The 25223-nt window shown below is 59.1% G+C and carries 21 protein-coding genes; 9 read left to right on the forward strand and 12 right to left on the reverse strand.

Annotated features, from left to right (window positions below; translation table 11 throughout):
* The first annotated feature begins 38 nt into the window (after window positions 1-38).
* Entirely contained in the window at window positions 39-1934 is a 1896-nt protein-coding gene (gene htpG, locus AD930_RS10180; RefSeq protein WP_043551383.1) for a molecular chaperone HtpG, read from the forward strand.
* Window positions 1935-2016: 82 nt separating this feature from the next.
* On the opposite strand, the gene mazG is transcribed toward htpG, so the two are convergent.
* Window positions 2017-2916 carry a nucleoside triphosphate pyrophosphohydrolase gene (gene mazG, locus AD930_RS10185; RefSeq protein ID WP_061506147.1) on the reverse strand — a complete coding sequence of 300 codons (900 nt, stop codon included), beginning with the start codon at window positions 2914-2916 and terminating at the stop codon, window positions 2017-2019.
* A 270-nt stretch (window positions 2917-3186) separates the two neighbouring features.
* On the opposite strand from mazG, the gene argC reads away from it, so the two are divergent.
* Together argC and AD930_RS10195 are read left to right on the forward strand one after the other, a co-directional pair.
* The gene (gene argC, locus AD930_RS10190; RefSeq protein ID WP_061506198.1) at window positions 3187-4107 is read left to right on the forward strand and encodes an N-acetyl-gamma-glutamyl-phosphate reductase; all 921 of its coding nucleotides are present in this window, start codon (window positions 3187-3189) and stop codon (window positions 4105-4107) included.
* A gap of 39 nt (window positions 4108-4146) precedes the next feature.
* A complete protein-coding gene (locus tag AD930_RS10195; RefSeq protein WP_043551251.1) occupies window positions 4147-4878 on the forward strand; it encodes an SDR family NAD(P)-dependent oxidoreductase in 732 nt (243 codons plus the stop codon).
* A 683-nt stretch (window positions 4879-5561) separates the two neighbouring features.
* Here AD930_RS10195 and acuI read toward each other — a convergent pair.
* Entirely contained in the window at window positions 5562-6554 is a 993-nt protein-coding gene (gene acuI, locus AD930_RS10200; protein WP_061506148.1) for an acrylyl-CoA reductase (NADPH), read from the reverse strand.
* A gap of 202 nt (window positions 6555-6756) precedes the next feature.
* On the opposite strand from acuI, the gene AD930_RS10205 reads away from it, so the two are divergent.
* From AD930_RS10205 to fdhD, 5 genes are all read left to right on the forward strand, one after another.
* On the forward strand, window positions 6757-8073 hold the full coding sequence (locus tag AD930_RS10205; RefSeq protein WP_061506149.1) for a hemolysin family protein: 1317 nt from the start codon (window positions 6757-6759) through the stop codon (window positions 8071-8073).
* Between the two features lie 35 nt (window positions 8074-8108).
* Complete coding sequence (locus tag AD930_RS10210) at window positions 8109-9437, forward strand: histidine-type phosphatase (RefSeq protein ID WP_061506150.1); 1329 nt, start codon at window positions 8109-8111, stop codon at window positions 9435-9437.
* Window positions 9438-9574: 137 nt separating this feature from the next.
* Window positions 9575-9991 carry a hypothetical protein gene (locus AD930_RS10215; protein ID WP_043551253.1) on the forward strand — a complete coding sequence of 139 codons (417 nt, stop codon included), beginning with the start codon at window positions 9575-9577 and terminating at the stop codon, window positions 9989-9991.
* Between the two features lie 144 nt (window positions 9992-10135).
* Window positions 10136-10759: a molybdenum cofactor guanylyltransferase gene (mobA, locus tag AD930_RS10220; RefSeq protein ID WP_061506151.1), complete on the forward strand. Its 624-nt coding sequence runs from the start codon at window positions 10136-10138 to the stop codon at window positions 10757-10759.
* Entirely contained in the window at window positions 10752-11543 is a 792-nt protein-coding gene (gene fdhD, locus AD930_RS10225; RefSeq protein WP_244150563.1) for a formate dehydrogenase accessory sulfurtransferase FdhD, read from the forward strand. Before mobA ends, fdhD begins: the two co-directional genes overlap by 8 nt.
* A gap of 165 nt (window positions 11544-11708) precedes the next feature.
* Here fdhD and AD930_RS10230 read toward each other — a convergent pair whose 3' ends face one another.
* The 4 genes from AD930_RS10230 to phoB all read right to left on the reverse strand — a co-directional run bounded on the left by AD930_RS10230 (window position 11709) and on the right by phoB (window position 16747).
* Window positions 11709-13430: an OprO/OprP family phosphate-selective porin gene (locus AD930_RS10230; protein ID WP_156476977.1), complete on the reverse strand. Its 1722-nt coding sequence runs from the start codon at window positions 13428-13430 to the stop codon at window positions 11709-11711.
* 182 nt (window positions 13431-13612) lie between these two features.
* Window positions 13613-14635: a phosphate ABC transporter substrate-binding protein PstS gene (gene pstS / locus AD930_RS10235; protein ID WP_156476978.1), complete on the reverse strand. Its 1023-nt coding sequence runs from the start codon at window positions 14633-14635 to the stop codon at window positions 13613-13615.
* A gap of 105 nt (window positions 14636-14740) precedes the next feature.
* Complete coding sequence (locus tag AD930_RS10240; RefSeq protein ID WP_061506153.1) at window positions 14741-16027, reverse strand: sensor histidine kinase; 1287 nt, start codon at window positions 16025-16027, stop codon at window positions 14741-14743.
* Between the two features lie 27 nt (window positions 16028-16054).
* On the reverse strand, window positions 16055-16747 hold the full coding sequence (phoB, locus tag AD930_RS10245) for a phosphate regulon transcriptional regulator PhoB (protein ID WP_061506201.1): 693 nt from the start codon (window positions 16745-16747) through the stop codon (window positions 16055-16057).
* Between the two features lie 210 nt (window positions 16748-16957).
* Between phoB and AD930_RS10250 the strand changes: the two genes are divergently transcribed.
* Window positions 16958-17230: a hypothetical protein gene (locus AD930_RS10250; RefSeq protein ID WP_156476979.1), complete on the forward strand. Its 273-nt coding sequence runs from the start codon at window positions 16958-16960 to the stop codon at window positions 17228-17230.
* A 234-nt stretch (window positions 17231-17464) separates the two neighbouring features.
* Here the strand turns inward: AD930_RS10250 and AD930_RS10255 are convergent, their stop codons facing one another.
* From AD930_RS10255 to trpB, 6 genes are all read right to left on the reverse strand, one after another.
* Window positions 17465-18754, reverse strand: coding sequence for an adenylosuccinate synthase (locus AD930_RS10255; protein WP_043551258.1), 1290 nt, complete (start codon window positions 18752-18754; stop codon window positions 17465-17467).
* Window positions 18755-18826: 72 nt separating this feature from the next.
* Window positions 18827-20032, reverse strand: coding sequence for an ATP phosphoribosyltransferase regulatory subunit (locus AD930_RS10260; RefSeq protein WP_082781828.1), 1206 nt, complete (start codon window positions 20030-20032; stop codon window positions 18827-18829).
* Between the two features lie 30 nt (window positions 20033-20062).
* Window positions 20063-21547 carry an ATP-binding protein gene (locus AD930_RS10265; RefSeq protein ID WP_061506156.1) on the reverse strand — a complete coding sequence of 495 codons (1485 nt, stop codon included), beginning with the start codon at window positions 21545-21547 and terminating at the stop codon, window positions 20063-20065.
* Entirely contained in the window at window positions 21544-22917 is a 1374-nt protein-coding gene (locus tag AD930_RS10270) for a TIGR03862 family flavoprotein (RefSeq protein WP_061506157.1), read from the reverse strand. Before AD930_RS10270 ends, AD930_RS10265 begins: the two co-directional genes overlap by 4 nt.
* Window positions 22918-22951: 34 nt before the next feature.
* Entirely contained in the window at window positions 22952-23785 is an 834-nt protein-coding gene (trpA, locus tag AD930_RS10275; RefSeq protein ID WP_061506158.1) for a tryptophan synthase subunit alpha, read from the reverse strand.
* Window positions 23782-25026 (reverse strand): tryptophan synthase subunit beta, encoded by a 1245-nt coding sequence (gene trpB / locus AD930_RS10280; protein WP_061506159.1) that lies wholly within the window; start codon window positions 25024-25026, stop codon window positions 23782-23784. The genes trpA and trpB overlap by 4 nt, the downstream gene beginning before the upstream one ends.
* Between the last annotated feature and the right edge of the window lie 197 nt (window positions 25027-25223).

Here is a 25223-nt window from a genome sequence, read left to right on the forward strand (position 1 = left end):
CTCATGATGCAGTGTCACGCATGAATGCGGGGAAAGAGATGACTGAAACAGCCACGGGCACCACGCCCACACAGGGCAGCGAAACACGGGAATTCAGCGCGGAAGTCGGGCGGCTGCTCGATCTTGTTGTGCATTCGCTCTACTCCGAGCGGGAAATTTTTCTGCGCGAACTGGTGGCCAACGCAGCCGACGCCACGGACCGCCGTCGCTTTGAGGCGCTGACCGATGGCGCGCGCGCCCTGCCGGAAGATGCCAAAATCCGCATCAACCCGGAAAAAGATGCCCGTCTGCTGACCATCAGCGACGATGGCGCGGGCATGAGCAAGGAAGAACTGGTCTCCAATCTGGGCACCATTGCCAAATCCGGCACTCGTGCCTTTGGCCAGAAGCTTGAAGATGCAAAACCGGAAGACCGCCCGAATCTGATTGGCCAGTTTGGCGTGGGCTTTTATGCCGCGTTCATGGTGGCGGATAAGGTTGATGTCGTCTCCCGCCGCGCAGGCTCGGATGACGCATGGCGCTGGACGTCTGACGGCAAAGGCTCCTACACGCTGGAACCCGCCACGCGTGAAAAAGCCGGGACGGACATCACGCTGCATATCAAGGAAGATGCGGACGAGTTCCTTGATAGCTGGCGTCTGGAAGCCATTATCCGCAAATGGTCCGACCATATTGCCTGGCCCGTTACCATCATCAAAGATGGTAAGGAAGAAGCCGCTAACGAGGGCACGGCCCTGTGGCGCAAGCCGCGTAATGAAATTACCGAAGATCAGCTGAACGAGTTCTATCGTCACCTCACCCACAATTTCGATACGCCGTGGGACACGCTGCACTGGCGCGCAGAAGGCACAATTGAATTCTCCGCCCTGCTGTTCATTCCGGGCAGCCGCCCGTTTGAATTTGCCGAGCAGACGCGCGATAGCCGCGTGCGGCTGCATGTCCGCCGCATGTTCATCACGGATGAAGCCGACATTCTGCCGTCATGGCTGCGCTTTGTGCAGGGCGTGGTGGATACGGAAGATCTGCCGCTCAACGTCTCGCGTGAAATGCTGCAGGCCACCCCGGTTCTGGCCCGTATCCGCAAGGCCGTAACCGGCAAAGTGATGGGTGAACTGAAAACCCGCGCCAAGGATGAAGAAGCCTACGCCGGCTTCTGGGAAAACTTCGGCCCCGTGCTGAAGGAAGGCATGTGGGATGACCCGGCACACCGCACGGAAGTGGCGGCCCTCAGCCGGTTCCGCTCCAGCGCTGTGGACGGCCTGACGTCTCTGGACGCATACATCAGCCGCATGAAGCCCGAGCAGGACGCCATTTACTACCTGACGGGTGACAACGCAGAAACGCTGGCAGCCTCCCCGCAGATTGAAGGCTTCAAGGCCCGTGGTGTGGAAGTCCTGCTGCTGTCTGACGCGGTGGATTCCTTCTGGCCGGAACGTCTGGGCACGTATGAAGGCAAAGCGCTGCGCAATGTCGCTCAGGGCCAGACGGACCTCGAAAAGTTTGGCGCTCCGGCAGAAAGCGATGCTGAAAAAGCCGATATGGATACGCTGGTGCCCGCGCTGAAAACCGCTCTGGGGGACACAGTGTCCGATATCCGCGCCACAGACCGTCTGGTCAACAGCGCCATGGTGCTGACCGCACCAGAAGGCGGCCCGGATCTGCAATTGCAGAAGCTGATGCAGCGGAGCGGGCAGAGCCTGCCACCTGTGACACCGGTGCTGGAACTCAACCCGGCCCATCCGATTGTCCACCATCTGGCGGGCCTCGTAAAAGACGGGAAGCCGGTCGATGCGCTGGCTCACATTCTGCTGGACGTCGCCAGCATCCAGAATGGTGAAGCCCCCAAGGATGTTAATGCTTTTTCCCGCAGGCTGATGGACTATCTGGCTGGCGGTGTTGAAACCGGCAGCACGGCAGAACCTGCCAAAGACTGATCAGATTTTCTGATTGAAGCGATCAGGAAACTGGCTCCTTCCACAGAGGGAGCCGGTTTTTTTTGTGTTTTAGGGACTGCGGTTAGCCATCACGCTTTTTCACGCAATTCCAGACCTCATCCAGATAAGACACCGGCTCATCCTGCATGGAGCGGCCCTCTTCCGCCAGACAGGCCTCAACCGCCTGAAAACGCCGGGTAAACTTGTCACACGCCTGCCGCAGACAGGCTTCCGGGTCCAGATCCAGCCGCCGGGCCAGACTGGCGAGCGAGAAAAACACGTCTCCCAGTTCATCCTGCATTTTGGCACGGTCATTTGCCCGCATTTCCACGGCAAATTCTTCCATTTCCTCATGCACTTTAGCCACAACGCCCTGCACATCCGGCCAGTCGAACCCGACACGAGCCGCACGAGAGGCAATTTTTGAGGCCCGGAGCAGTGCTGGCAAAGCAGGCGGAATACCAGTCAGCGCACTGGATTTCTGGCCCGGTGCGGTCAGCTTCTGGCGCTCCTTCTCTTTCAACTGCTCCCACTGCCCCGGCATGGCGGCGGAGGTCGTCTGTCCGGAAGCCGGTGCAGTAGCATCTGCCTGTGTGCCCAGCACCTCCGGCCCGAACGTGACATGCGGGTGGCGGCGGATCATTTTTTCCGTAATCAGACGGGCGACGGTTGCAAAATCAAAATGCCCTTCTTCTTCCGCCAGACGGGCCTGATAGACCACCTGCAACAGCAAATCGCCCAGCTCATCGGGGAAGGCCTGCCAGTCCTGCTTCTGGATGGCGTCCAGAACCTCATAAGCTTCCTCAATGGCATAGGGTGCGATGGTCTCGTGCGTCTGCTCTCTGTCCCACGGGCAGCCATGCTCGGGGTCACGCAGGCGGGCCATCAGCGCTACAAGGCGCGTCAGTTCACGGGCTGCATCCGTCTGGTCGCCCGTTTCGGGCAATGTGGGTGCCGAAGAGGCTGTGTTTTTTGCAACCATAAGATCCCGTGGTCCCTTTCAATCCTTTGTGTTTTCCCTCAGCCGGGCCACAGAGCTATGCTCTGTACGGCATGCAACTGTCCGGGAGGAAAAAATCGCTTCCCCGCATGTCAGCCCTGCACCGGCACGGTGTTTTTCGCGCATCCCCCTTCCGCCACAAGGGACTTACCCCGTATATGCGGAAGCAGAGAGACCGAACAGCCCACGCGCACAGAACCGGGTGCCGGGCGAAGACAGGGAGCCTCCCGTTACCGGGTGGAGTATGAAGGCATGACACAGCAGCCCGTTATTTTTATCGATGGGGAAGCCGGAACCACCGGTCTGGGTATTCGGGACCGCCTGTCTGCCCTACCCGTACGCATCCATTCCGTTGACCCGGCCCACCGCAAGGACCCGGCGGCCCGTAAGGACGCCATGGCAGAGGCGGATCTGGTTGTGCTGTGCCTGCCGGATGATGCCTCGCGCGAGGCAGTCACCATAGCGGAAACGCTCGGCCAGAACGCCCCGCGTCTTCTGGATGCCAGCACGGCGTTCCGCACAGCACCCGGCTGGGTCTACGGTTTTCCGGAACTCTCCCCGGCACAGAGCGAGGCCATTCAGGGTGCGCCCCGCGTTTCCAACCCCGGTTGCTACCCCACAGGGGCCATTGCCCTGCTGCGTCCGCTGATTGATGCGGGCATTATGGAGCCGCATTATCCTGTCTGCATCAATGCCGTCAGTGGGTATTCCGGCGGGGGCCGCGCCATGATTGAAGCGCATACGCGCGATGGCGGGCCGGCCTTTGAACTCTATGGGCTTGGGCTGGAACATAAGCATGTGCCGGAAATCCACCTGCATGCCGGCCTGACACGCCGCCCGGTTTTTGTGCCCTCCGTCGGGCACTTCGCACAGGGTATGATTGTCTCCATCCCGCTGCATCTGGATGATCTGAATGGCGGCGTGACGGGGGATGACCTGCATACCGCGCTGGCTGGCCGCTATGCCGGGCAGGATCGTGTGCATGTGCTGGCCGCAGAACCCAAACTGTCTGCGGAAGCGCTGGCTGGCCGTGACACCATGGAACTGCGTGTGCATGGCAACCCGCATTCCCGACAGGCTGTGCTGACAGCGCGGCTGGATAACCTCGGCAAAGGCGCATCCGGGGCCGCCTTGCAGAATATTGCCCTGATGCTCGGGCTGCCGCAGGCCTGAGCCTTTCTTTATCGTTTTTTCAAACAGGATTTTCTGAGCATGACACAACGCGTAGCACTGGTAACCGGCGGCAGCCGCGGCATTGGCGCGGCCATTGCGGAAACACTGGCCAAAGATGGGTTTGATATTGCTCTGACGTACTCCCGCAATGCAGACGCAGCAGAAGCCGCCGCCGCCAAAGTGCGGGCACTGGGCCGCAAAGCCCTGAGCATTCAGGCTGACGGCACGACGGTTGAAGGCAATCAGGCTGGCATTGCCGCAACGGTTAAAGAATTTGGCCGTCTTGATACGCTGGTCTGTAACGCAGGCACCTTCCCCTTCGGGCCGATTGGCGAGATGAGCGTGGCCCAGATCGAACACGTGCTGAACCTGAATGTGCGCGCTGTGATGGTAGAAACGATGGAAGCCGTGAAGCACATGAAAGAAGGCGGTCGCCTGATTTTCATCGGCTCCGCATTTGGTGCACGCGCACCCTTCCCCGGTATTTCCCTCTACGCCGCCACAAAGGCTGCTCTGCGTGGCTTCGCACAAGGTGTGGCACGGGACCTTGGCCCCAAAGGCATTACCGTGAACGTGGTGGAACCCGGCCCCATTGATACGGACATGAACCCCAACACCGGGGATGTCGCCAAGCTGATCAGCAGTTTTGTGGCAACGGGCAAATATGGCACGGTGCACGACATTGCCAGCATGGTGTCCTTCCTCGCCAGCCCGAAGGCCGGTTACATCACCGGTGCCGCATTGCCTGTGGATGGTGGTCTGGAAGCCTGATTTTTCAGATTACTGTCGTTTGCGAAACCGGAAAACATCGCTTTTCCGGTTTTTATATTCTCATCTTGGAATTTTGATTTATTTTATAGTTATACGCTTATATTTTCTTAACCATCTCTCGTTGTAATTTTTAAAGTATAAGCGCGCTGCCCCCTTCAAAGAAACAATGTCTATCTATCTTTATTATTGAGAAGATAGTTTTTTAAAGTATATTATATTACTGAAAATTACACCGAGTAACAAAATACGATTTTCCAATGTGAAATATTGAGATCTTGTATATCCATCAAAAAAAGAAATACAAAAAATAAGAGTTGCATTGAAAAAAATAAACAAAATTGAAATTTTTGTATTTCTAGACACTTTTAATTCACCTTGCAATTAATGATTAACGCTATTTATTTTATAAATTATCAGCATACTCATTCTAGGCCCAAGAATAAAGAAGGCGAAAAGCCTCTTGAAGAACCACCGATCATTGTCCGCTATGCCTGAAATCAGATAGCGACAACAGAAATTAATGGCTCTTTGACCCTCCACATCACCCGCCTGACGTTCACCTACCGCTCACCACCATTACCCATGCGGACATGGTCTATGTTCTGCGACCTGGCAAAGAATTCTACCCTTATCAACGCCCCCAACCGCAGCAGAACCCTGCTGTGGAAGAGGGCTGAACGGTCTTAGCGGGAGCCTGCCAGCCGGACCAGAATACGGCCTCGAATTGCTCCATCCAGAAGATCAGAGGCTGCTTTTTTGACATCGGAAAGCGTAATCTCCGTAATAATACCGTTCAGTTTTTCCGGGTCAATCAGCTGCGCCAGTTGCTGCCATGCGGCAAGACGCTCCTCTTTCGGGCAACGGACGCTATCAATGCCCACCAGCGTGACGCCCCGCAGAATGAACGGCGCAACCGTTGCAGGGAAGTCCATCCCTGCGGCAAGACCGCAAGCCGTCACCACACCCTGATACTGCATGGATGCACACAGGGCGGCCAGCACAGCACCCCCGGCGACATCCACAGCCCCGGCCCATTGGGCTTTTTCCAGCGGGCGGGTCAGGCGCAGCAAAGCCTGTCGCGGCAGAATGTCTGTTGCTCCCAGCTCCCGCAAAGCGGGCTCTTCTTCCGGGTGGCCGGTAATGGCTGTCACCTGATAGCCCAGACGGCTCAACAGCATCAGCGCAACACTTCCCACGCCGCCGGAAGCACCCGTCACGACTATCGGCCCGCTTTTGGGTGTCACACCTTCACGAATCAGGGCACGCACGCAGAGCATGGCGGTATACCCTGCCGTCCCCAACGCCATGGCCTGCCGCGCACTCAGCGCAGATGGCAGAGGGACCAGCCAGTCTCCCGGCACCCGTGCCCGCTCAGCCAGACCGCCCCAATGGCTTTCCCCCGCTCCCCAGCCATTCAGCACCACATGCTGGCCAACAAACAGGCCGGGGTGAGAAGACGCTTCAATCGTTCCGGCAAAATCAATGCCCGGCACCATAGGGTAGGAGCGGACAATCGGCCCCTTGCCGGTTATGGCCAGCGCATCCTTGTAATTCAGGCTGGACCACTCCACCCGGACCGTCACATCCCCTTCCGGCAGTTGGTCTTCCGCCAGAGAATGCTCGTGGACAATCTGGTCTCCATCGGCATTTTTTTCGATCAGCAAGGCTCGAAACATGGCCAGTCTCCTTCACAACTCTCAACGCCCCTCTTGCGCCGGAGATCATCCCACTACGCGATTTTTGGGAAATAGCTGTTCACAAAGCCGCGGGCAGGCCGGAGCTGGTCGGCCAACTCTGGGAAAATAAATTAGGATTTTAAAAAGGCAGCAGATATAACCTTGTTCAATAAGCTATTTCTTATTGAACTCCGAGCGTGTCTTGATTCTTTTTCTTACCGGTTTTCTCGCCCTCTTTCTGCTGATTGCTTTCAGCATCCTGATTTCTCTCTCCGAGATTTCCTTTGCCGCCGCTCGTGATGTGCGGCTTCGCTCCCGGGCGGAAGCGGGTGACAAACGGGCACAGGCCTTTCTGGCGCTGCGGCGCAATAGTGGTCAGGTTATTACCGTTCTCCAGATCTGCCTGAACGGGGTGGGCATTCTGGGCGGTATTGTGAGCTCAGAAATGCTCTCCCCCCCGTGCGGAGACCTGCTGCGCTACTGGGGCCTGCCGGACGGACTGGCGGAAAAGACCGGCTCGGGCATCAGCTTCATCATGGTCACGGGCCTGTTCGTGCTGTTTGCCGACCTGCTGCCAAAACGCATTGCCATGAACGCGCCGGATAAAGTCGCGCTCTCCATTGGCTGGTTCCCCAAGCTGGCCTTGCAGGTGCTGTATCCGTTTGTGTGGATTTTCTCCAAGGTGTCTGACGCCGTTCTGCGCGCCATGAAAATCCCGGCAGCCTCTGCCGTAGAACCTGTCACGCCGGAAGACCTGCGGGCCATTCTGGCCGCAGGCACGGCCTCTGGCGTCCTGCTGGAGCAGGAACACCAGATGATCCAGAACGTGCTGGGCCTGCAGGACCGCTCGGTCACCTCCGCCATGACCCCGCGTGATGAGATTGTCTATCTGGACGTGCAGGACAATGCGGAAAACAACCATGAGAAGGTACGGGCCAAACCCTATTCCCGCTATCCGCTGTGTGATGGCGGCCTGGACAAGGTCATCGGTTCCATCCGCTCAGAAGACGTTCTGGCGTCAGTGGTAGACCCCACAGGCATTCCCGATGGCGTGCCCCCACGCACCAACCCTATTTTCCGCATGCGGCGGGATGTGCTCTCCGTGCCGGAAACGCTCAACCTGTGGGACACGCTGGCACAGTTTGATACCCACGGCGTGGGCTTTGCCCTGATTGTGAATGAATACGGGCTGGTTGTCGGGCTGATTACCTTCAAGGACATCATGGGTGCGCTCATGGATGGTCTGGCCAACCCGTTTGAAGAGCAGGCCATTGTCCGTCGTGATGAAAATTCCTGGCTGATTGACGGTGCCGCCCCGATTGGTGACGTGATGCGTGAACTGCATCTGATCGAACTGCCGGACAGCGCCCAGTTTGACACCATTGGCGGCTTTGTCATGCACCGCCTGCGCCGCATGGCCCGCAAGGCCGACCGCGTGGATGCCGGTGGTTTCCGGTTTGAAGTGGTGGACGTAGAAGGCTTCCGTATCAACCAGCTTCTGGTTACCCGCCTGACCTGACCTGCCGAAGCATGCCGTCTGTGCTATGCAGCCTCATGCTTCGTATTCGCTTTCTCTCTTGTCTGCTTCTTTCCAGCTGCGTTGCCGGTCTCGCAACGCCCATAGCTGGCCATGCTGAATCCGCCCGACCGGCTTCGGGCTCAGCCCCTTCTGGCGCTGTTCTGGAAAAAGTCCTGCTGGTCTCCCGGCATGGCATCCGCAGCCCGACCAAGCCGCTCGCCTCACTGGAAAAGAAGACGGGCCGCACATGGTCTGGCTGGCCGGTGCCCCCGGGAGAACTGACGGACCATGGCCGGGCCAATCTGGCCCTCATGGGGCAGTTTCTCCAAAGCTGGTACGCTCCCCTTCTCCCACAGGCCTCTACGCCTTGCGCCTCAGCCACAGCGGTTTTTGTCTGGGCTGATTCTGCGGATAACCGCACACGCCAAAGCGGTGATATTCTGAGTCAAGCCTTAACGCGGGGCTGCACCAGCTCGGCGCAGAATTTACCTGCGGGCCAGCATGATCCGTTGTTCAATGCGCTGGCCGCAGGCCAAGCCCATCTTGACCCGCAGCGCGTCATGCCGCCCCTCACCCGGGCGTTCCAACAGGACGCTGCGCCGAACAGCCCGGAAGCGCAGGCGGCTTCTGCCTTGCAGGCCGTGTTTGCACCCAACGGATGCCAGCAGCGGAAAGGACCATGCTTTTCCGCTCCAACTGTCCTTTCCTGGAAGAAAAGCCTGCCACATGCGGAAGGCGGCCTGAACCTGAGCGCCTCCACTGCTGAAAACCTGCTGCTGGAATATGAGCAGGGTTTGCCCTCCACTGTTTTTGGCAGTTCACAGACTGCAACGGACAGCACTGCCGCCAGAACCCGCCAGCTGCTGGCCGCTGTCCTGCCCGCCCATGCCCTGCAAAGTGACAGGCTGAGGCGCCTCCCGGCCCTTGCCGTGCCGCGCGGGCATGTTCTGGCTGAAACACTCCTTGCTGCGCTGGCGGGACAACCTGTCTCACTGCCGGACGGCTCTGGGCTCCCAGCCTCTGCCCGACTGATTCTGTTTGCAGGGCATGACACAACGCTGGACATGCTGGCCACGCTCTTCGGGCTGGACTGGTCCTTCCCTGACCAGCCTGATCGCACCGCACCAGATACCACTCTGGCCTTTGAACTGTGGCGGTTGCCGGATGGACAAAAAGACGTGCGCTTCCGTGTGTTCCACCAGTCTCTTGAGCAGTTGCGGCAGGCGCAGCCCCTAAGCCCTCAGGCCGGGCAAGGCGCGCCCCTCCTGCTCCACAGCCGGTTCTGCCCAAATTCAGCACAGGCGGCCTGCACGCCTGATGACCTGACCCTGAGTGTGAATAAGCTCAAAGAACAGGATTTATGATTTCTTAAAGAAGACGCCATAAAAGCTGCCCAAGGCCTGCGCCATGCGGCCTGTTAATTAAAAGATTTTCGTCCGTTCCAAAAAATGCCAGAATTGGGCGCTTAACAAGTCTCCCATTTTTAACAAGAGTGTTTGTCATGAGCTTCAAAAAAGCGTCTCTCTTCCTTCTCCCGGCGCTTCTGCTGGCAGCCTGCGCAGAAACACCGATGGGCCCGACCGCCATGGTTCTTCCCGGCCCCGGCAAGAATTACGCCACCTTCCAGCAGGAACAGAATTTCTGCCGGTCTCAGGCCGCTGCCGCTGTGCAGGGGCAGGCGGGCAGCCAGAACCGTAAGGCTCTTTATGGCGGTCTGGCGGCCACAGCTCTGGGCGCTGGTCTGGGCGCTGCGGCTGGCGGTGGCGCCGGGGCTGGCATTGGTGCCGGGGCTGGTGCTCTGGGTGGCACGCTGGGTGGGGGTGCCTATTCCAACAGCCAGAACGGCGGCATTCAGACCCAGTACAACAATGCCTATGTTCAGTGCATGGTTGCTTACAAGAACGTCCTGCCCCGCTAAAAACGGCAGGTCGTCGCTTTCCTGTAAGTGTTTAGGTGGCTCGCTTCGGCGGGCCACTTTTTTATGAAAAACACCGGTTTCTCTGCTCAATCCGTGGCGTAAAAGCTCTTGCCTCCATGGGGCAACAGGCAGATGCTCCGCTGCATGAGCGCCTTTCCTTCCCCCCCCCGTATTGCTGCCCTTGTTCTGGCGGGTGGTACCGGCTCCCGCATGGGCGGGTGTGATAAATCCCTTCTCCCCCTTTCCGAGACCCAGACGGTGCTTGATTACGTGCTGACAGCACTCCGTCCCCATTGCGCCGCCCTTGCCATAAGCGCCAATGGTGACGCCTCCCGCTTTGCGGCATGGAACCTGCCCGTTCTGCCCGATACGCAGGCGGATATGGGGCCTCTGGCGGGCATTCTGGAAGGTTTGCGCTGGGCGGAGAGCCAGAACTGCTCTGTTCTGATCACCGTGCCCGGAGATACCCCCTTTATTCCCGCGGACCTGCCGCAGCTCCTGCTCCCGGCTCCCGCTGTCGCGGTGTCGGACAATCGGCAGCATCATCTGGTTGCCAGCTGGCCAACAGCGTGCCGGGCGGCTCTGGAAGAGTGGCTCAAACAGCCCGACCATAAAGACAAACTCCGTATCCGCTGCTTTGCCGCAACGCTGGGTGTGCGGGATGTTGTTTTTCCTGCGCACACCCCCGACCTGTTTTTTAACATCAACACACCTGATGAGTATGCTTATGCCCGCAAGCTGGTTCGTGGAGGCCTGACCCATGTCTGATTTTGTCATGACCCGCTGGCCTGTCGAGCGTTTTACGGAAGAGAGTGCAGAGACAACTACTCTGGCCATTGCTGAAGAAACCCCGATCAGCTTTGTCTATAACAGTGTGCCTTATGCTGTGATGATGGGAACACTTCAGGACCTTGAAGACTATGCTTACGGGTTTTCCATTACGGAACGCCTCGTATCGAACGCAGCCTCCATCCGCGCCGTGCGCACGGAAATTGGGGAGGATGGCGTCACACTCTCGCTTGATATTGCCGGAGAGGATTTTCGCCGCCTGCTTCAGTCCCGCCGCGCCATGACGGGCCGGACAGGCTGTGGCGTCTGTGGCAGCGAGGATCTGAAAAGTCTGCACACCGCCCTGCCCCCGGTGCCAACCATGCCCCCTGTAGCTTTGTCCGCGATACGGCATGCCGTGAATACTCTGGCAAACTATCAAACCCTGAACGCACAGGTGCATATGGTACATGGCGCAGCATGGTGCGGCGCAGATGGCAGTCTTCACATGATACGCGAAGATGTGGGCCGCCATAACGCGCTGGATAAATTGATTGGTGCGGGGCTACGTCAAAATGTCTGCTTTGCAGAAGGGTTTTGCCTGATTACCAGCCGATGCTCGTTCGAAATGGTGCAAAAAGCCATTCTGGCGGGTTTTTCCACACTAGTCGCCATTTCTGCCCCCACCACGCGCGCCTTGCGTCTGGCGCAAGAGGCTGGCCTGACTATTGTGGCGCTGGCACGGCGGTCTTCACAACATCTGTTTACGGGGTCTGTTAGCTAAAACTTCTTAACCAGAAACCTTGTTTTAGCCTGCTTCACACAGAAAAATCTCTCAATGAAAAACCCCTTTCAGACTAATCTGAAGGGGGTTTTTGTTATCCGATCACGAGAACCACCCTGAAAGAGGCCCGGTCGGGCCTCACTCAGCATGCAGACAGAACAGAGCTTAGAAGCCTGCCTGGATACGCGCAGCAACAGAGTTCCCCGTGCGGCCGTAAATGTTGGTTGCCTGCTCGCTACGAGACACAATGAAGTGGCTGTAATCGAGCATGAGGCGGAAGTGACGGTTCGGATACCAGTTCAAACCACCCGTCCAGACCGTCTGCTGGCCGCCACGGATTACGTTCTTGGCGTTTGCATCGTTCAGGCGGCTGTTCAAATCAATCACGCTGTAATGGCCGACAACTTCCAGCGCACCCCAATGGTTGCGAGCGGGGTCAAACTCCTGCGCTTCCGGAACACCCGGTGCGCCAAAGGCCCCTTCTTTTTCGTTATACAAACGCGGGTTACCAAACAGCGTATACGCAGCGGACCCATACCAGCCCTGGAAACTCGCAGACTTCACGCCCGGTGTATCACGCTCGACACCAACGTGATAGTATTCACCTTTCACAATCAGGCGCTTCCAGCGGACACCCAGTTCCGGCCCAGCCGCCCAGACCTGCGCTGCGTTGCTGATACCCCCGGTTGCTGCCAGGTTGGCTTCCCCAATATCAAACTCAGGGCGCTGACCGAAAGAGGTTGAGCGAGAGCAGGACGTTGCTGATGTCGAGTTACACGCCAGACGGAACGCGGAAATACCGGATGCGCCCATGTGGACATCCCAGTCTTTTGTGGCAACCGGACGGCCTGCAACACGCAGTGTCGCACCTGTCTGACTATCCATGGTGGTACCGTTGCCGCCGCCATAATAGGTGCTGCTCATATCAGACGCGTTGCGGTGCCCCCACTCCTGCCCGGTGAAATAACCTGCAATCCACCAGCGTTTTTCATAATGCAGGCCACCAACACTGAAACGGGCATCACCAGCGGCAATATTACGCACCATATCGGTGATGCTCGGACGTTCGAGCGTAAAGAAGTCGTTCGAGCTTTCAGAATCTTCTTCCGTCACACGCGGCTGGAAATAACCGACTGTCAGAATGGTGTTGTGCAGCCCCGTATAGTTCAGGTTGCCTTCATACAGCCCGACATACCCATCATTATGGTTGGCGCCAAAGTCGGGCGTAACAGCCGCAACCCAGTTTTTATAGCGAAAGGTAAACGGAATACGCAGACGGCGCATGTTGGTGGTAAAGCTGTTAAAAGCCCCCCGCGCTTCTCCCGCACGCGGCCCGGCGTTAAAGAAGCCACCGAAATCCTGATGGAAGGCCAGCCCGATGGAGAGACCATAAGCGCCATCCTCAGATGCCACTGTAAAGCGGCCTTTCGGGAAGCCGACAATCATGCCGCCGACATGTACGTTTTCATCACTCTTTGTGGCAGAGCGGAAAGATTTCCAGGACATGACATCGCCACGGTCAGACGTTGGCGTGCCAGAATTCGCCAGATGAATGCGGTTGGCAGATGCCGCTGGTTCATTGAACTGCACGCTCGGATCAACCGGACCCGATGCAATCTCTCTATGGCTGGTGGCGCGGCCGCCATGAGCTGATGCGGTGCTCACACGGTCCTGCCTGCGGGAAACATTTTCGGTCTTGGCCAGACGGCTTTTCAGCGTGGAAATCTGCCCCATCATCTCTTTGCGCATTTGCGCCATTTCAAGACGAAGTGCGCGGATCTGTGCGTCATCTGAGGAAGAGGCCATTGCAACAGGTGCTGCGCCACCCATCAGAAATGACGTAAAAGCCAGAGAGGAAATAACCTGTTTACAGCGCATCATTGCCATTCCAGAGAAAGAAGATGCACGCTGAATATCGCGCCGAACGTCTTTTGTGCGTGATGGTTTCGTGATGCTTTCTTTACAGTTTCATGACAAAAAAAGGCGGGCTGAATGATTCAGCCCGCCTCCTTTATGAAAAGAGTTTTCAAAAATATTGTTTAGAAAATATCTTATATAGTTTCAGTTTTTTATTTCGCACTTTTCCATGCGGAAAGAATACTGGCTTTCACGGACTGCGGCAGAGCCACATAATCCAGCTTCTGCGCCGTGGCATCACCGTTTTCAAACGCCCAGTTGAAGAATGTGCGAACGGCTGCACCATGTGCCGCATTTTTCGGGGCAACCGGTGTGAGCACATAGGTTGCTGATACGATAGGCCATGCGCCTTTACCCTGCGTGTCCAGCAGATTTACTGCAAAATGCGAGGCATGCTGCCAGTCGGCTGCTTCTGCGGCATGGGCAAAGCTGGTCTGGTTTGCGGCAACATCTTCACCCGCACGGTTATGCAGCCTGACAGTCGTCAGATGGTTGCGGCTGGCATAGGCATATTCAACATAGCCAATAGCACCTTCTGTATTCTGCACAGTTGCCGCCACGCCATCATTCCCGCGAGCCCCTAGACCACCGGGCCAGGAAATAGAGGTGCTTGCCCCCAGAGAATCACGCCAGGAAGATGACGCACCGGCCAGATAGGACGTGAACACAAACGTCGTGCCGGACCCATCTGCGCGATGCACCGGGGCCACCGGAATATCCGGCAGAGTAACACCCGGATTCAGTGCCGCAATTTTCGGGTCATTCCATTCCGTAATTTCGCCGGAATAAATACCCGCCAGCACAGCGCCGCTCAGGCGCAGGGTGTCAGCCTTCATACCCGGAATATTGATGACAGGAACAATGCCGCCCATAACCGTTGGGAACTGAAAGAGACCGGCAGAGTCAATTTTTTTTGCATCCATCGGCGCATCGGATGCCCCGAAATCAACCGTTCCTGCCAGAACCTGATTCTGCCCGGCGCTGGAGCCAACGCTCTGATAGTTTACGGTAACACCTGCGGCAGTTTTAGCAGCTTCTCCCCAGGCTTCATAAATCGGGGCGGCAAAGCTGGAACCTGCACCAGTGACGCTTTCGGCCCGGGAGACGCTCGGCAGTGCCGCAGTCAGGCACGTTGCAGCAAGCAGACACAGAGCAGGCCTGAAGGAAAGACGCATTTCGGTTTTATCCCTGGACATCATAAATAACGACGCAACTCGCCACGTCGGGGACAACCCTTAACGGGTTTACGGTTTTCACGGGATGACATGTTGAAGACTGTTTTATGAAGGTTTTATGACACCCGCGGAAGCCGCACACGGCAGCCAGATTTTACAGGTTGTGCCCTTCCCCACAGTGCTTTCCACCACAAAACGCCCCCCATGCCGGGTGACGACATGCTGGACAATAGCCAGCCCCAGCCCGCTCCCCTGCACCGTGGCCGCCGTTTTGGGCACGCGATAAAAATGCTCCGTCAGCCGCGGCAGATGCCGCGCGGCAATCCCCGGCCCGTTATCTGCAACACTCAGCACAACCCCCGGCACAGCAGGCCAGCGAGCATCGGGCGAGGCAGCCGTGCAGGACACCGTAACCTGCAGAGCAGAGGAAGCGCCCTCCGCGTCCGGCAGGGTGCCGTATTTGAAAGCATTTTCGATCAGATTAATCAGAACCTGCACAAGCTGACTGATATCTGCTGCAACACATAAGGCTGGATCTGATACTGACTGGATCGTCAGTTTTGCCTTTTTCAGGCGGAACAACGCCTGAGACTCGGTCTTCAGGCGGGCAAACAAGTCCTGCATCGTCACAGACCCACGCGGGCGCTGATGTTCCACGCGCTGCACACGGGAGAGATAAAGCAAATCATCCAGCAAATGCTGCATCCGCTTGCCCTGCGCAGCCATGATGCCGAGAAACTCCTGCTGGGCTTCCGGATCATCCGCCGCCGGGCCTTGCAGCGTTTCCACAAACCCCATTAGCGCAGCAAGCGGTGTACGCAGTTCGTGGCTGGCATAGGCCACAAAGTCCGTATGCTGGCGCTCGGTATTGTCTGCTTCCGTCTCATCATACAGCGCCACAAAAACCAGCGTGTGCTGGGAGCGATCAGACGAGACACTTCCCCCTCGGGTGCCCACAAACAACGTGGCAGGCAAAACGTGCTTCTGAAAGCGGGCGAGGATTACCCGATGATGAGGGACATCCAATACAATGCGGGCTGTTTTTGAACAGACCGGTGCATCGAAACTTTTTTCACCCAGCCGGTCCAGTGCTGTCTGAAAGGCCGGATGGCGTTTGATGCTTCCCAGATTATCTTCAAAAATCCGGAGTGCTTCCGGCGAGGCATAATGCAGCCGCCGTTCTCCATCCAGCACCATCGTAGCAGCAGGCAAACAGGCCATAACCTGCTCCACCCCTTCCGGCACTGCTGTTCTGGAAGAAACAGGGCTTTCTTCCTGATGATAGCTTGAGGTCTCTGTTTTTTCAGGGCGCACCCGGGCCACCAGCAGGCTGGCTGTCAGCCCGCTACCCACCAGTATGCCCGCAACAGCAATAAGCGCCTCATGCATCATCAGGCACTCCGTCGTGCCAGAACAGTTTCAGTCCTGCGGCATATCAAGTGCATATCCCCGGGCACGGACGGTTCTGATCAGGTCTTTCTCCTCCCCTGCGTTCAGCGTTTGCCGCAGCCGTCTGATATGCACATCCACTGTGCGCAGTTCCACACAGGAGCTACGCTCCCATGCCTGTTCCAGCAGTTCCTCGCGCGAGAAAACCTGCCCCGGATGCGTCATCAGGAATTCCAGCAGACGGTATTCCGTGGGCCCCAGCGGCAGAAGCCGCCCGTTGCGTTCCACCTTATGAGCCACACGATCCAGCACGAGGGCGTCAAACTTCAGCACGTTGCCTGAGGGCGGCAGCCGACGCAGCATGGCCTTAACGCGTGCAAAGAGCGTTTCCATGCCAAAGGGCTTGATCAGATAATCATCCGCGCCAATTTCCAGCCCGCGCACGCTATCAGTCTCCTGCCCACGCGCGCTGAGCATGATGATGGGGATAGATTTTGTTTTTGGCTGTTCTCTCAACTGCCGGCAAACTTCCAGCCCGGAAATGCTCGGCAGCATCCAGTCCAGCAAAACCAGATCAGGGATGCGGCGGCTGATCTGGTCCAGAGCCGTATGGCCGTCTCCTGCCAGACGCACATCATAGCCCTGCTTTTCCAGATTGTAGCAGATCAGACGGGAGAGTGCCGGGTCATCCTCGACAACGAGAATGCTTGCGTTGTGTGTCATAAACACCCCATAGCGATTTGCGGGGAAGGATAAGCAGGAGGCTACAGAAAAAACAACCGGTGTCATAAAAGTTACACACTTTACGACCCTTGTTGGGAAAGCTCCTCTGGCTTGCAAAATCCATCTATGCAAAGGCCAGAATTCTGGATTATGGAGCGCTCAGGAGCTGAGCTGGCAATTGTGCCGGATGCACCTCCAGGAAACGCTCGCATGAGTATTTTTCGCTCTCTTCTGCCCCAAACCTGCAGAAGCTTTCACCACTCCCTGAAAACGCGCTTCCAAACGCTCCAGAGTCAGATCTCCCGTTCCTTTTCCGAACGCGGGCTGCTTGAACTGGGCATGCTGGAAGGGATCTGCACCACGCTGGAAAACAAGGCGCAGAAGGAGCGTATTCGTGCGCTGTATCCTGCCGCCGGTGTTTTTGGCGTGTTTGCCGAAGGCGACACCGCCACGGCCATGCAGCAGAATCCGCTGAGCCGCTAACCCGCACGTTCGGGCCACAGCCCAAAAAATCTCATCTGTGTTCCTCCTGGGATCGTGACCATTTTTACCGAGTGGTCACGCAGGAGGAGACGCGCCTGCATCGCCATCATGCAGCCCGACCGAACAGACGGAGTATAAAAACAAAAAGACCCGCCTTATGGCCCGGAAAGGCTTCCTGAGAAGCTTTCTGAACCATGCAGCGGGTCTCAATGCCGTCTAACGGCTGGTGTTTAATCAGTCTTCAAACGGGTCGCGCATCAGGATGGTGTCATCACGGTCCGGACTGGTGGACAGCAGGGTGACGGGTGCGCCAACCAGCTCTTCAATGCGCCGCACATATTTGATGGCCTGCGCCGGAAGGTCCGCCCAGCGGCGTGCGCCGTGCGTGGTTTCTTTCCAGCCTTCCATGGTTTCAAAAATCGGCTTGATACGAGCCTGTGCCGCCGGAGAGGACGGGAACCGGTCGGTCTTTTCGCCGTCCAGCTCATACCCTACGCAAACGCAGATTTCATCCAGACCGTCCAGCACGTCCAGCTTGGTCAGCGCCAGACCATTGACGCCACCCACGCGCACAGCGTGACGCACCAGAATGGCGTCAAACCAGCCACAGCGGCGCGGGCGACCGGTCACGGTGCCAAATTCATGCCCGCGTTCGCCAATCTTGCGGCCAATATCGTCAAACAGTTCGGTCGGGAACGGCCCCTCACCCACGCGGGTGCAATAGGCTTTGGCAATACCCAGCACGAACCCGGCAGCGTTCGGACCCATGCCAGCACCGGTGCCTGCGTTAGCCGCAACCGTGTTGGAGCTGGTGACGAACGGATACGTCCCGTGGTCCACATCCAGCATGACGGCCTGAGCGCCTTCAAACAGGATACGGCGGCCACCGCGACGGGCATCGTCCAGAATGTCCCATGTCGGGGCCATGAACGGCAGAACCTTGGGGGCGATATCCGTCAGGAAGGCCAGCAGGTCTTCCTTCTTGAACGTGTCCGCACCCAGACCGGCCAGCAGCGTGTTGTGGTGCAGCAGCAGCTCGTCCAGCTTCCAGTCCAGCGTTTCCGGCTCGGCCAGATCACACAGGCGGATAGCGCGGCGGGCCACCTTGTCTTCATACGCAGGGCCGATGCCGCGGCCTGTGGTGCCAATTTTGCGATCGCCACGGGCAGCTTCACGCGCACGGTCCAGCGCGCCATGCACCGGCAGGATCAGGGGAGCGTTTTCTGCAATTTTCAGGGTGTCCGGGGTCACTTTCAGACCCTGTTCCTGAATGCGGCCAATTTCCGCCAGCAGAGCCTGCGGGTCGACCACCACGCCGTTGCCGATAATGCCCAGCTTGCCGCTCACCACGCCAGAGGGCAGCAGAGAAAGCTTGTAAACCTGATTGCCGACAACCAGCGTGTGCCCGGCATTGTGGCCGCCCTGAAAGCGCACAACAATGTCTGCCCGGCTGGCCAGCCAGTCTACAATCTTACCTTTGCCTTCATCGCCCCACTGGGCGCCGATCACCGTGACGTTGGACATAAACGGTCTGCTCCTGGAAAATCTGCCTTAAAACCCTGCCGAGAGGCCAACCCGCCCCTCCGCCGCAAGGGGTCAGTCAAGCTTTGTGCACGTTGCACCGGAAAGAATGTGGCTGCACCCCAAACGCAGCGCCTCGGCCCGGTCATGCTCCGGGCCTGTAAGGTGGGGGGGGCCGGATGGCAGGGCGGCCAGCGTGGCATGCCCTTCGGCCCGCAGACGGGCCGCAACCTGTGCGTCCGCATCGGGGGCAAGATAAATGCGCTGGCGGGCCTGCGCGGGCGGAATGGTGCGGAACAGCACATCCGGCCGGAAGGTCAGGCCACAAGCCGGTTCATTATCACTGGAGAGATAACGGCCACCGCGCCCGAGTTCTTCCGCACGGCCCACGGCAAACACCGTCACGCACACACCGGTATGATATTTCCAACCCCGGAATTCGACCGGATCAACCGTCAGCCGCAGGGCAGGGTTAGCTTTACGCAGGGCCGCGACCGTTGCCGCAAGACGCTCACTAAAGGCGCGGGCCCGTGGCGGCAGGCTGATATGAGCAAGCTGTTCAAGCGCCTGTTCAGCAGGGCCAGCCGCGCGCAGCAGGGCAATCAGCGTGTCAGACAGCGTTCCACCCAGTTCCGCAACAGCCGCCGCATCCTTGCGGTCCAGCGCGCGCATCAGAACGGGACGGACACTGGCGGAAATATTGGCTTCTTCCAGCAGAGCGGGCACCAGCGGCGGCATGGTGAGGTCAAACGAGACCTCCGGCACACCCAGCTGGGCCAGCGCTTCCGCACCCACGGACATCACTTCTGCATCCGCCTGCGGGCTATCCGGGCCGATCAGCTCGATCCCGGCCTGCATGATCTGCCGCCCGCTTTCTTCCGCCGCCGCAGGCATCACCACCACGCACGCCCCGGCATAGGACACGCGCAGGGGCCGCGCCGCAGCGCCAAGCCGAGTCGCCGCCATACGGGCAATCTGGGGGGTGATGTCAGGCCGCAGGACCATCATCTTGCGGGTATCCGGGTCCATTACGCGGAAGCTCTGGTCTGCCAGAGTCGCGCCGGACCCTGCCAGCAATGTGTCTTCAAACTCCATAAGCGGCGGCCGCACACGGTCGTACCCGTGCGAGGCGAACACGCCCATAAGTGTCGCAACCCCTTCTGCCTCAGTCCGGGCATCGGGGGTCAGGAGGTCTACAAAGCCAGCCGGGAGCAAAGCCGGGCTAAAGGGCGGGTCATCCGTCATGCTTCGGCCTATAGCACCGCAGGCCGCGCCCGTCATGCCCGCAAACCTGCACTTTTTTAACGGTTCTCACCCCTGCGGGACACCGGGCAGCGTCTCCCAGCCCGGACCAATGACCGTAATGACCCTCCGGCCCATGCCATCGGCCCGTAGAACGATGATGTTCTGGTCTTCCAGCCATTCCACCAGTCGGCGGGCACGGCCTTGCGAGACGGTGCCATACACACGCGCAATTTCCGCGTCCGATGGGCACGGCAGGCGGCCAATGGCGGCGCGGGCCAGAAACAGGAAAACGGATTGCAGATCTTCCGGCAGGGCGTTGGCCAGCCCCTCCGCCTGCTGCCAGTCGGGGGAGGCTGACATATCCTCACTCACGCCACTCCGGGCCGTGGCCAGAGCGCGATTGAACGCCTTAAGGTCCAGCGCATTACGGCCCAACCCGGCGATACGGCAGCGCACCAGAAAATCCTGATACAGCACGGCAGAGGCGCGGAAGGAGGTTTCATCATCCGTCAGCATATCGCGCAGGATGGCGTTCATGCGGGCTTCACGTTCGGCCTGATCTTCCGGCGGCTCTTCCTGCTGTTGCTCTTCCTGCGAGGCAGCAGCCTGCGCCTCCCCGTGGGCGGCAAGCTGGGTCAGCAGATCGGGCGGCGGCGTGGCAGGCGCTTTTCTGGGACGCGCCACGAAGTCTGAGACCGGCACGGGGGCCAGAATCAAATCATGCACCGGGGCAGAGGGCGGCTCGAACGGCGTCAGCACTGGTCCGGCAGAGCGGCTTTCCGTCTCCACCGTGCCAATCCGCACCGGCGTCGGCCTGCGGCACATGGCCGGGCCAAGGGCTACAAAGGTGCCACGCGCCAGATCGCGAAAGGCTTCGGCCTGTCGGCGCTCCATGCCCAGCAGGTCTGCCGCGCGGGCCATGTCGATATCCAGAAAGGTCCGGCCCATCAGGAAGTTGGAGGCTTCCGCCGCCACGTTTTTGGCCAGCTTGGCCAGACGCTGCGTGGCGATAATACCAGCAAGGCCACGTTTACGGCCACGACACATCAGATTGGTCATGGCCCCCAACGAGGCGCGACGCGCTTCATCCGAGACCTCACCGGCAGCAGCAGGCGCAAACAACTGGGCCTCATCCACCACGACCAGCACGGGATACCAGTATTCTCGTGGGGCCTCGAACATGCCGCCCAGAAAGGCTGCGGCCCACTTCATCTGCTGGTCCGCATCCAGACCTTCCAGATTAAGCACCACAGAGGCCCGGTGCATGCGCATCCGCTCCCCGGCGGCATGCAGGGCCATGTCTGAGCATTCGGCTCCATCAATCACCAGATGACCGAATTTTTCCGCCAGACTGACAAAATCGCCTTCCGGGTCAATAATCGCCTGTTGCACCATGCGAGCCGACTGCTCCAGCAGACGGCGTAGCAGGTGCGATTTCCCAGACCCGGAATTACCCTGCACCAGAAGCCGGGTGGCCAGAAGTTCGGCAAGGTCCATGCGTGCCGGGCCACCCCCCGGCACATCACCCATCACGATCATGTTGCTGCTCATAGGGGCATCCGATACCGCTCCGGATGGGTGTCCCGCAACCATGCAAGCGCCCCTTCTGCCGCACCGCGTCCGGTTGCAAGGCATGCGTGCAGCAGATAGCCCCCGGTTGGGGCCTCCCAATCCAGCATTTCTCCGGCTACAAAAACACCGGGGAGTGCGCGCAGCATCAGCCGTTCATCACAGGCGCTTTGCTCAATGCCGCCAGCAGTGGAAATGGCGCGGGCCAGCGGTTCCGGCCCTGTCAGCCGCACCGGCAACGCCTTCAACCGAGCCGCCAGAGCAGATGTGGAGGTCGGCACAGGGTCAGCCTCCCGCAACAGGGCGACCGCAACAGGCGGCAGGCGCAGAGCTTTGCGCAGTTTGTTGGACAGGCTCTCCCGCGGGCGCACAGCTAACAGCCGCTTCGTCAATTCTTCAACAGAGAGATCGGGCCGCAGGTCACACAGGAGGTCCGCCGTGCCATGCTGAGCCAGATGCTCCCGCAAGGGCGCAGACAATGCGTAAAGCGCGCCGCCTTCCAGCCCGGTTTCCGTCACGACCAGTTCCCCACGCACGGTTCGGCCCTCAAAAGTCAAAGCCACGGGCTTGAGCGGCGTTCCGGCAAACCGTTCCCTCACAGCCTCTGACCATGCGACCTGAAACCCGCAGTTGGCAGGACGCAGAGCAGACACGGCAACGCCGCGTTGTTCCAGCGGCGAAACCCAGCCACCATCACTTCCCAGACGCGGCCAGCTTGCCCCGCCGAGCGCCAGAATGACGGCATCGGGTTGAGAAAACAGCGGGACATCAGGTTCTTGTAGGGGGCCAGCCTGAGGCGATGCCCCCGATTTTTCCGTGTAGCCCAAACTGGCAGACGTGGACACGCCCTGCGGCGTCTGCGGCCCGGACACTGCCGCCTCGGACTGCGGCTGAACATTGACATGAGACTGCGAAAACGTCAGGTGCCCCGCAGCATCCCACCCCGTCCAGCGGGTGCGGGTGTGCAGAGTGACACCCTGCGCCCGCAACCGGGCCAGCCAGGCTCGCAGCAAAGGCGAGGCCTTCATCGCGCGGGGGAAAATACGGCCTGACGAGCCGACAAAGCTCTCCTGCCCCAGCCCGTCCATCCACTGCCGGATCTGCTCCGTGCTCCATGCCGCCAGAAAAGGCGCAAGCCTGGGCGCGGCCTCTGCATAACGGGTCAGAAATTTTTCCGGGGGTTCGGAATGGGTGATGTTCAGGCCGCCGCGTCCGGCCATCAGAAATTTGCGGCCAAGGCTGGGCATAGCCTCCACAACCTGCACGGCGCAGCCTGCGGCAGAAAGAACCTCGGCGGCGGCCAGTCCTGCTGGGCCGCCGCCGATGATGACAACACGAAACGGGTTGGTCATGCCTGTGGGGCAGAACGCAGAGCAGGATGACGCATCATCCCGCCTTTTTCTCCCCGGCACGCACAGCAGTGGCGAGGTCTTTAATCTGGTTCAGCACACGCGGCAGGGTCTGGTCGGTCGCCTTGCCATCCGCGTCCAGCGTATCCGCCAGCGTGGAGAGCAGCGCGGAGGCCACTACGGCCCCATCTGCAATCCCTGCTGCCGTCGCGGCCTGTTCCGGCGTGCGGATACCAAAGCCAATGGCAACGGGCAAATCCGTTGCAGCGCGGAGGCGCGGAAGGGCTTCCTGCAACGCTTCAGCACTGGCCGTGCGCGTGCCGGTAATACCGGTGATGCTCACGTAATAAACAAAACCGGATGCGTGCGAGAGCACGTAACGCAGACGCTCATCCGACGTGGTGGGGGCCACCAGACGGATGATATCCAGACCGGCATCCTGCGCGGGCTGTTCCAGAATATCCGCTTCTTCCGGCGGCAGATCGACCAGAATCAGGCCGTCCACCCCGGCTTTGGCGGCATCTGTGCAGAAACGGGCATGGCCGTACGCTTCCACAGGGTTGAGATAGCCCATCAGAATGATGGGCGTTTCCTGATCCTGCTCACGGAAGGCGGCTATCATTTTCAGCACACCAGCCACCGTAGCCCCGGCCTTCAGCCCACGACGGGCGGCCAACTGGATGACCGGACCATCGGCGGAGGGATCAGAAAACGGCATGCCGACTTCAATCAGATCCGCCCCGGCGGCAGGCATGGCCTTCAGCAGTGCCAGAGAGGTTTCCAGATCCGGGTCGAACGCTTCCAGATACGGGATGAGCGCACCGCGACCCTGTGTGGCCAGTGTTTTGAAACGGGCGGCAATACGGCTCACAGCTTCACTCCCAGATGCTCAGCGACGGTGAAAATATCTTTATCCCCACGGCCTGAAATATTGACGACCAGCAGAGTCTCTTTCGGCAAGGTGGGCGCAATTTTAGCGGCGTAGGCAATGGCGTGCGCGGATTCCAGCGCGGGAATAATCCCCTCCGTGCGGGTGCAAAGCTGGAAGGCTTTCAGAGCCTCATCATCCGTGGCCCCCACATATTCCGCGCGGCCGATATCGCTCAGCCAGGAATGTTCTGGCCCAACACCCGGATAATCCAGACCGGCGCTGATGGAATGCGCCTCGTCAATCTGGCCATCGGCATTTTGCAGCAGATAGGTGCGGTTGCCATGCAGCACACCGGGGCGACCGCGCTCAATGGACGCTGCCGTCTTGCCGCTATCCAGACCATGACCAGCCGCTTCCACGCCAATCAGCCGCACAGAGGCGTCATCCAGAAACGGATGGAAAATCCCCATGGCGTTGGAGCCGCCGCCAATGGCCGCAACAATCACATCCGGCAGGCGGCCTTCCTGCGCCTGCATCTGCTCTTTGGTTTCCTCGCCAATCACGCTCTGGAAATCACGCACCATGGCTGGATAGGGGTGCGGACCAGCAACCGTACCCACCAGAAAATAGGTATCCGCAATATTGGCTACCCAGTCGCGCATGGCTTCATTCATGGCGTCTTTGAGGGTGCCCGCCCCGGCGGTCACCGGCACAACCTCAGCACCCAGCAGACGCATGCGGAAGACGTTGGGCTTCTGCCGCTCAACATCCGTAGCGCCCATGTAAATCACGCATTGCATGCCAAACAGCGCACAGACCGTGGCTGTCGCCACGCCATGCTGTCCGGCTCCGGTTTCCGCCACAATACGGGTGCGCCCCATACGGCGGGCCAGCAGGATCTGCCCCATGACGTTATTGAGCTTGTGGGAGCCGGTATGATTCAGCTCTTCGCGCTTCATGTAAATTTTCGCGCCGCCCAGTTCTTCCGTCATGCGGCGGGCAAACCAGAGCGGGCTGGGGCGACCAACATAATCACGCAGATAGAAGTCCAGCTCCTTCTGAAAAGCCGGGTCTGCCTTGGCGGCGTCATACGCCGCGTTCAGTTCCAGCAACAGGGGCATGAGGGTTTCCGCCACAAACCGGCCACCGTAACGGCCGCCAAAGTGGCCACGCTCATCTGGTCCGTGCCGAAGAGAATTGGGCTGTGCTGCTGTGCTGTGCTGTTCTGCCGGGTCCGCCATGGGTGGTTCTGCCGCTCCTGATTTTTGCGTGATGTGCCGGGTCGCCCTGCCCTAAAAAGCAGGCATCTGGCTTACCAGAAGCCGAACGCACTTGCACAGAGGGCACGGAGTCTAAATTTCACCCGGTCCGCATCACGCTGGCTGCTTGCATATTCCAGAACACCACGACAAGAATGGAGGGCCTTATTTGAGCTCAA

The sequence above is a fragment of the Acetobacter malorum genome, from assembly GCF_001580615.1.
Lineage (GTDB): Bacteria > Pseudomonadota > Alphaproteobacteria > Acetobacterales > Acetobacteraceae > Acetobacter > Acetobacter malorum.

Coding starts and splice junctions, on each gene's coding strand:
- htpG (WP_043551383.1), top strand. CDS start 39: ATGACTGAAACAGCCACGGGCACCACGCCCACACAGGGCAGCGAAACA.
- mazG (WP_061506147.1), bottom strand. CDS start 2,916: ATGGTTGCAAAAAACACAGCCTCTTCGGCACCCACATTGCCCGAAACG.
- argC (WP_061506198.1), top strand. CDS start 3,187: ATGACACAGCAGCCCGTTATTTTTATCGATGGGGAAGCCGGAACCACC.
- AD930_RS10195 (WP_043551251.1), top strand. CDS start 4,147: ATGACACAACGCGTAGCACTGGTAACCGGCGGCAGCCGCGGCATTGGC.
- acuI (WP_061506148.1), bottom strand. CDS start 6,554: ATGTTTCGAGCCTTGCTGATCGAAAAAAATGCCGATGGAGACCAGATT.
- AD930_RS10210 (WP_061506150.1), top strand. CDS start 8,109: ATGCTTCGTATTCGCTTTCTCTCTTGTCTGCTTCTTTCCAGCTGCGTT.
- AD930_RS10215 (WP_043551253.1), top strand. CDS start 9,575: ATGAGCTTCAAAAAAGCGTCTCTCTTCCTTCTCCCGGCGCTTCTGCTG.
- mobA (WP_061506151.1), top strand. CDS start 10,136: ATGAGCGCCTTTCCTTCCCCCCCCCGTATTGCTGCCCTTGTTCTGGCG.
- fdhD (WP_244150563.1), top strand. CDS start 10,752: ATGTCTGATTTTGTCATGACCCGCTGGCCTGTCGAGCGTTTTACGGAA.
- AD930_RS10230 (WP_156476977.1), bottom strand. CDS start 13,430: ATGGCAATGATGCGCTGTAAACAGGTTATTTCCTCTCTGGCTTTTACG.
- pstS (WP_156476978.1), bottom strand. CDS start 14,635: ATGCGTCTTTCCTTCAGGCCTGCTCTGTGTCTGCTTGCTGCAACGTGC.
- AD930_RS10240 (WP_061506153.1), bottom strand. CDS start 16,027: ATGATGCATGAGGCGCTTATTGCTGTTGCGGGCATACTGGTGGGTAGC.
- phoB (WP_061506201.1), bottom strand. CDS start 16,747: ATGACACACAACGCAAGCATTCTCGTTGTCGAGGATGACCCGGCACTC.
- AD930_RS10250 (WP_156476979.1), top strand. CDS start 16,958: ATGAGTATTTTTCGCTCTCTTCTGCCCCAAACCTGCAGAAGCTTTCAC.
- AD930_RS10255 (WP_043551258.1), bottom strand. CDS start 18,754: ATGTCCAACGTCACGGTGATCGGCGCCCAGTGGGGCGATGAAGGCAAA.
- AD930_RS10260 (WP_082781828.1), bottom strand. CDS start 20,032: ATGACGGGCGCGGCCTGCGGTGCTATAGGCCGAAGCATGACGGATGAC.
- AD930_RS10265 (WP_061506156.1), bottom strand. CDS start 21,547: ATGAGCAGCAACATGATCGTGATGGGTGATGTGCCGGGGGGTGGCCCG.
- AD930_RS10270 (WP_061506157.1), bottom strand. CDS start 22,917: ATGACCAACCCGTTTCGTGTTGTCATCATCGGCGGCGGCCCAGCAGGA.
- trpB (WP_061506159.1), bottom strand. CDS start 25,026: ATGGCGGACCCGGCAGAACAGCACAGCACAGCAGCACAGCCCAATTCT.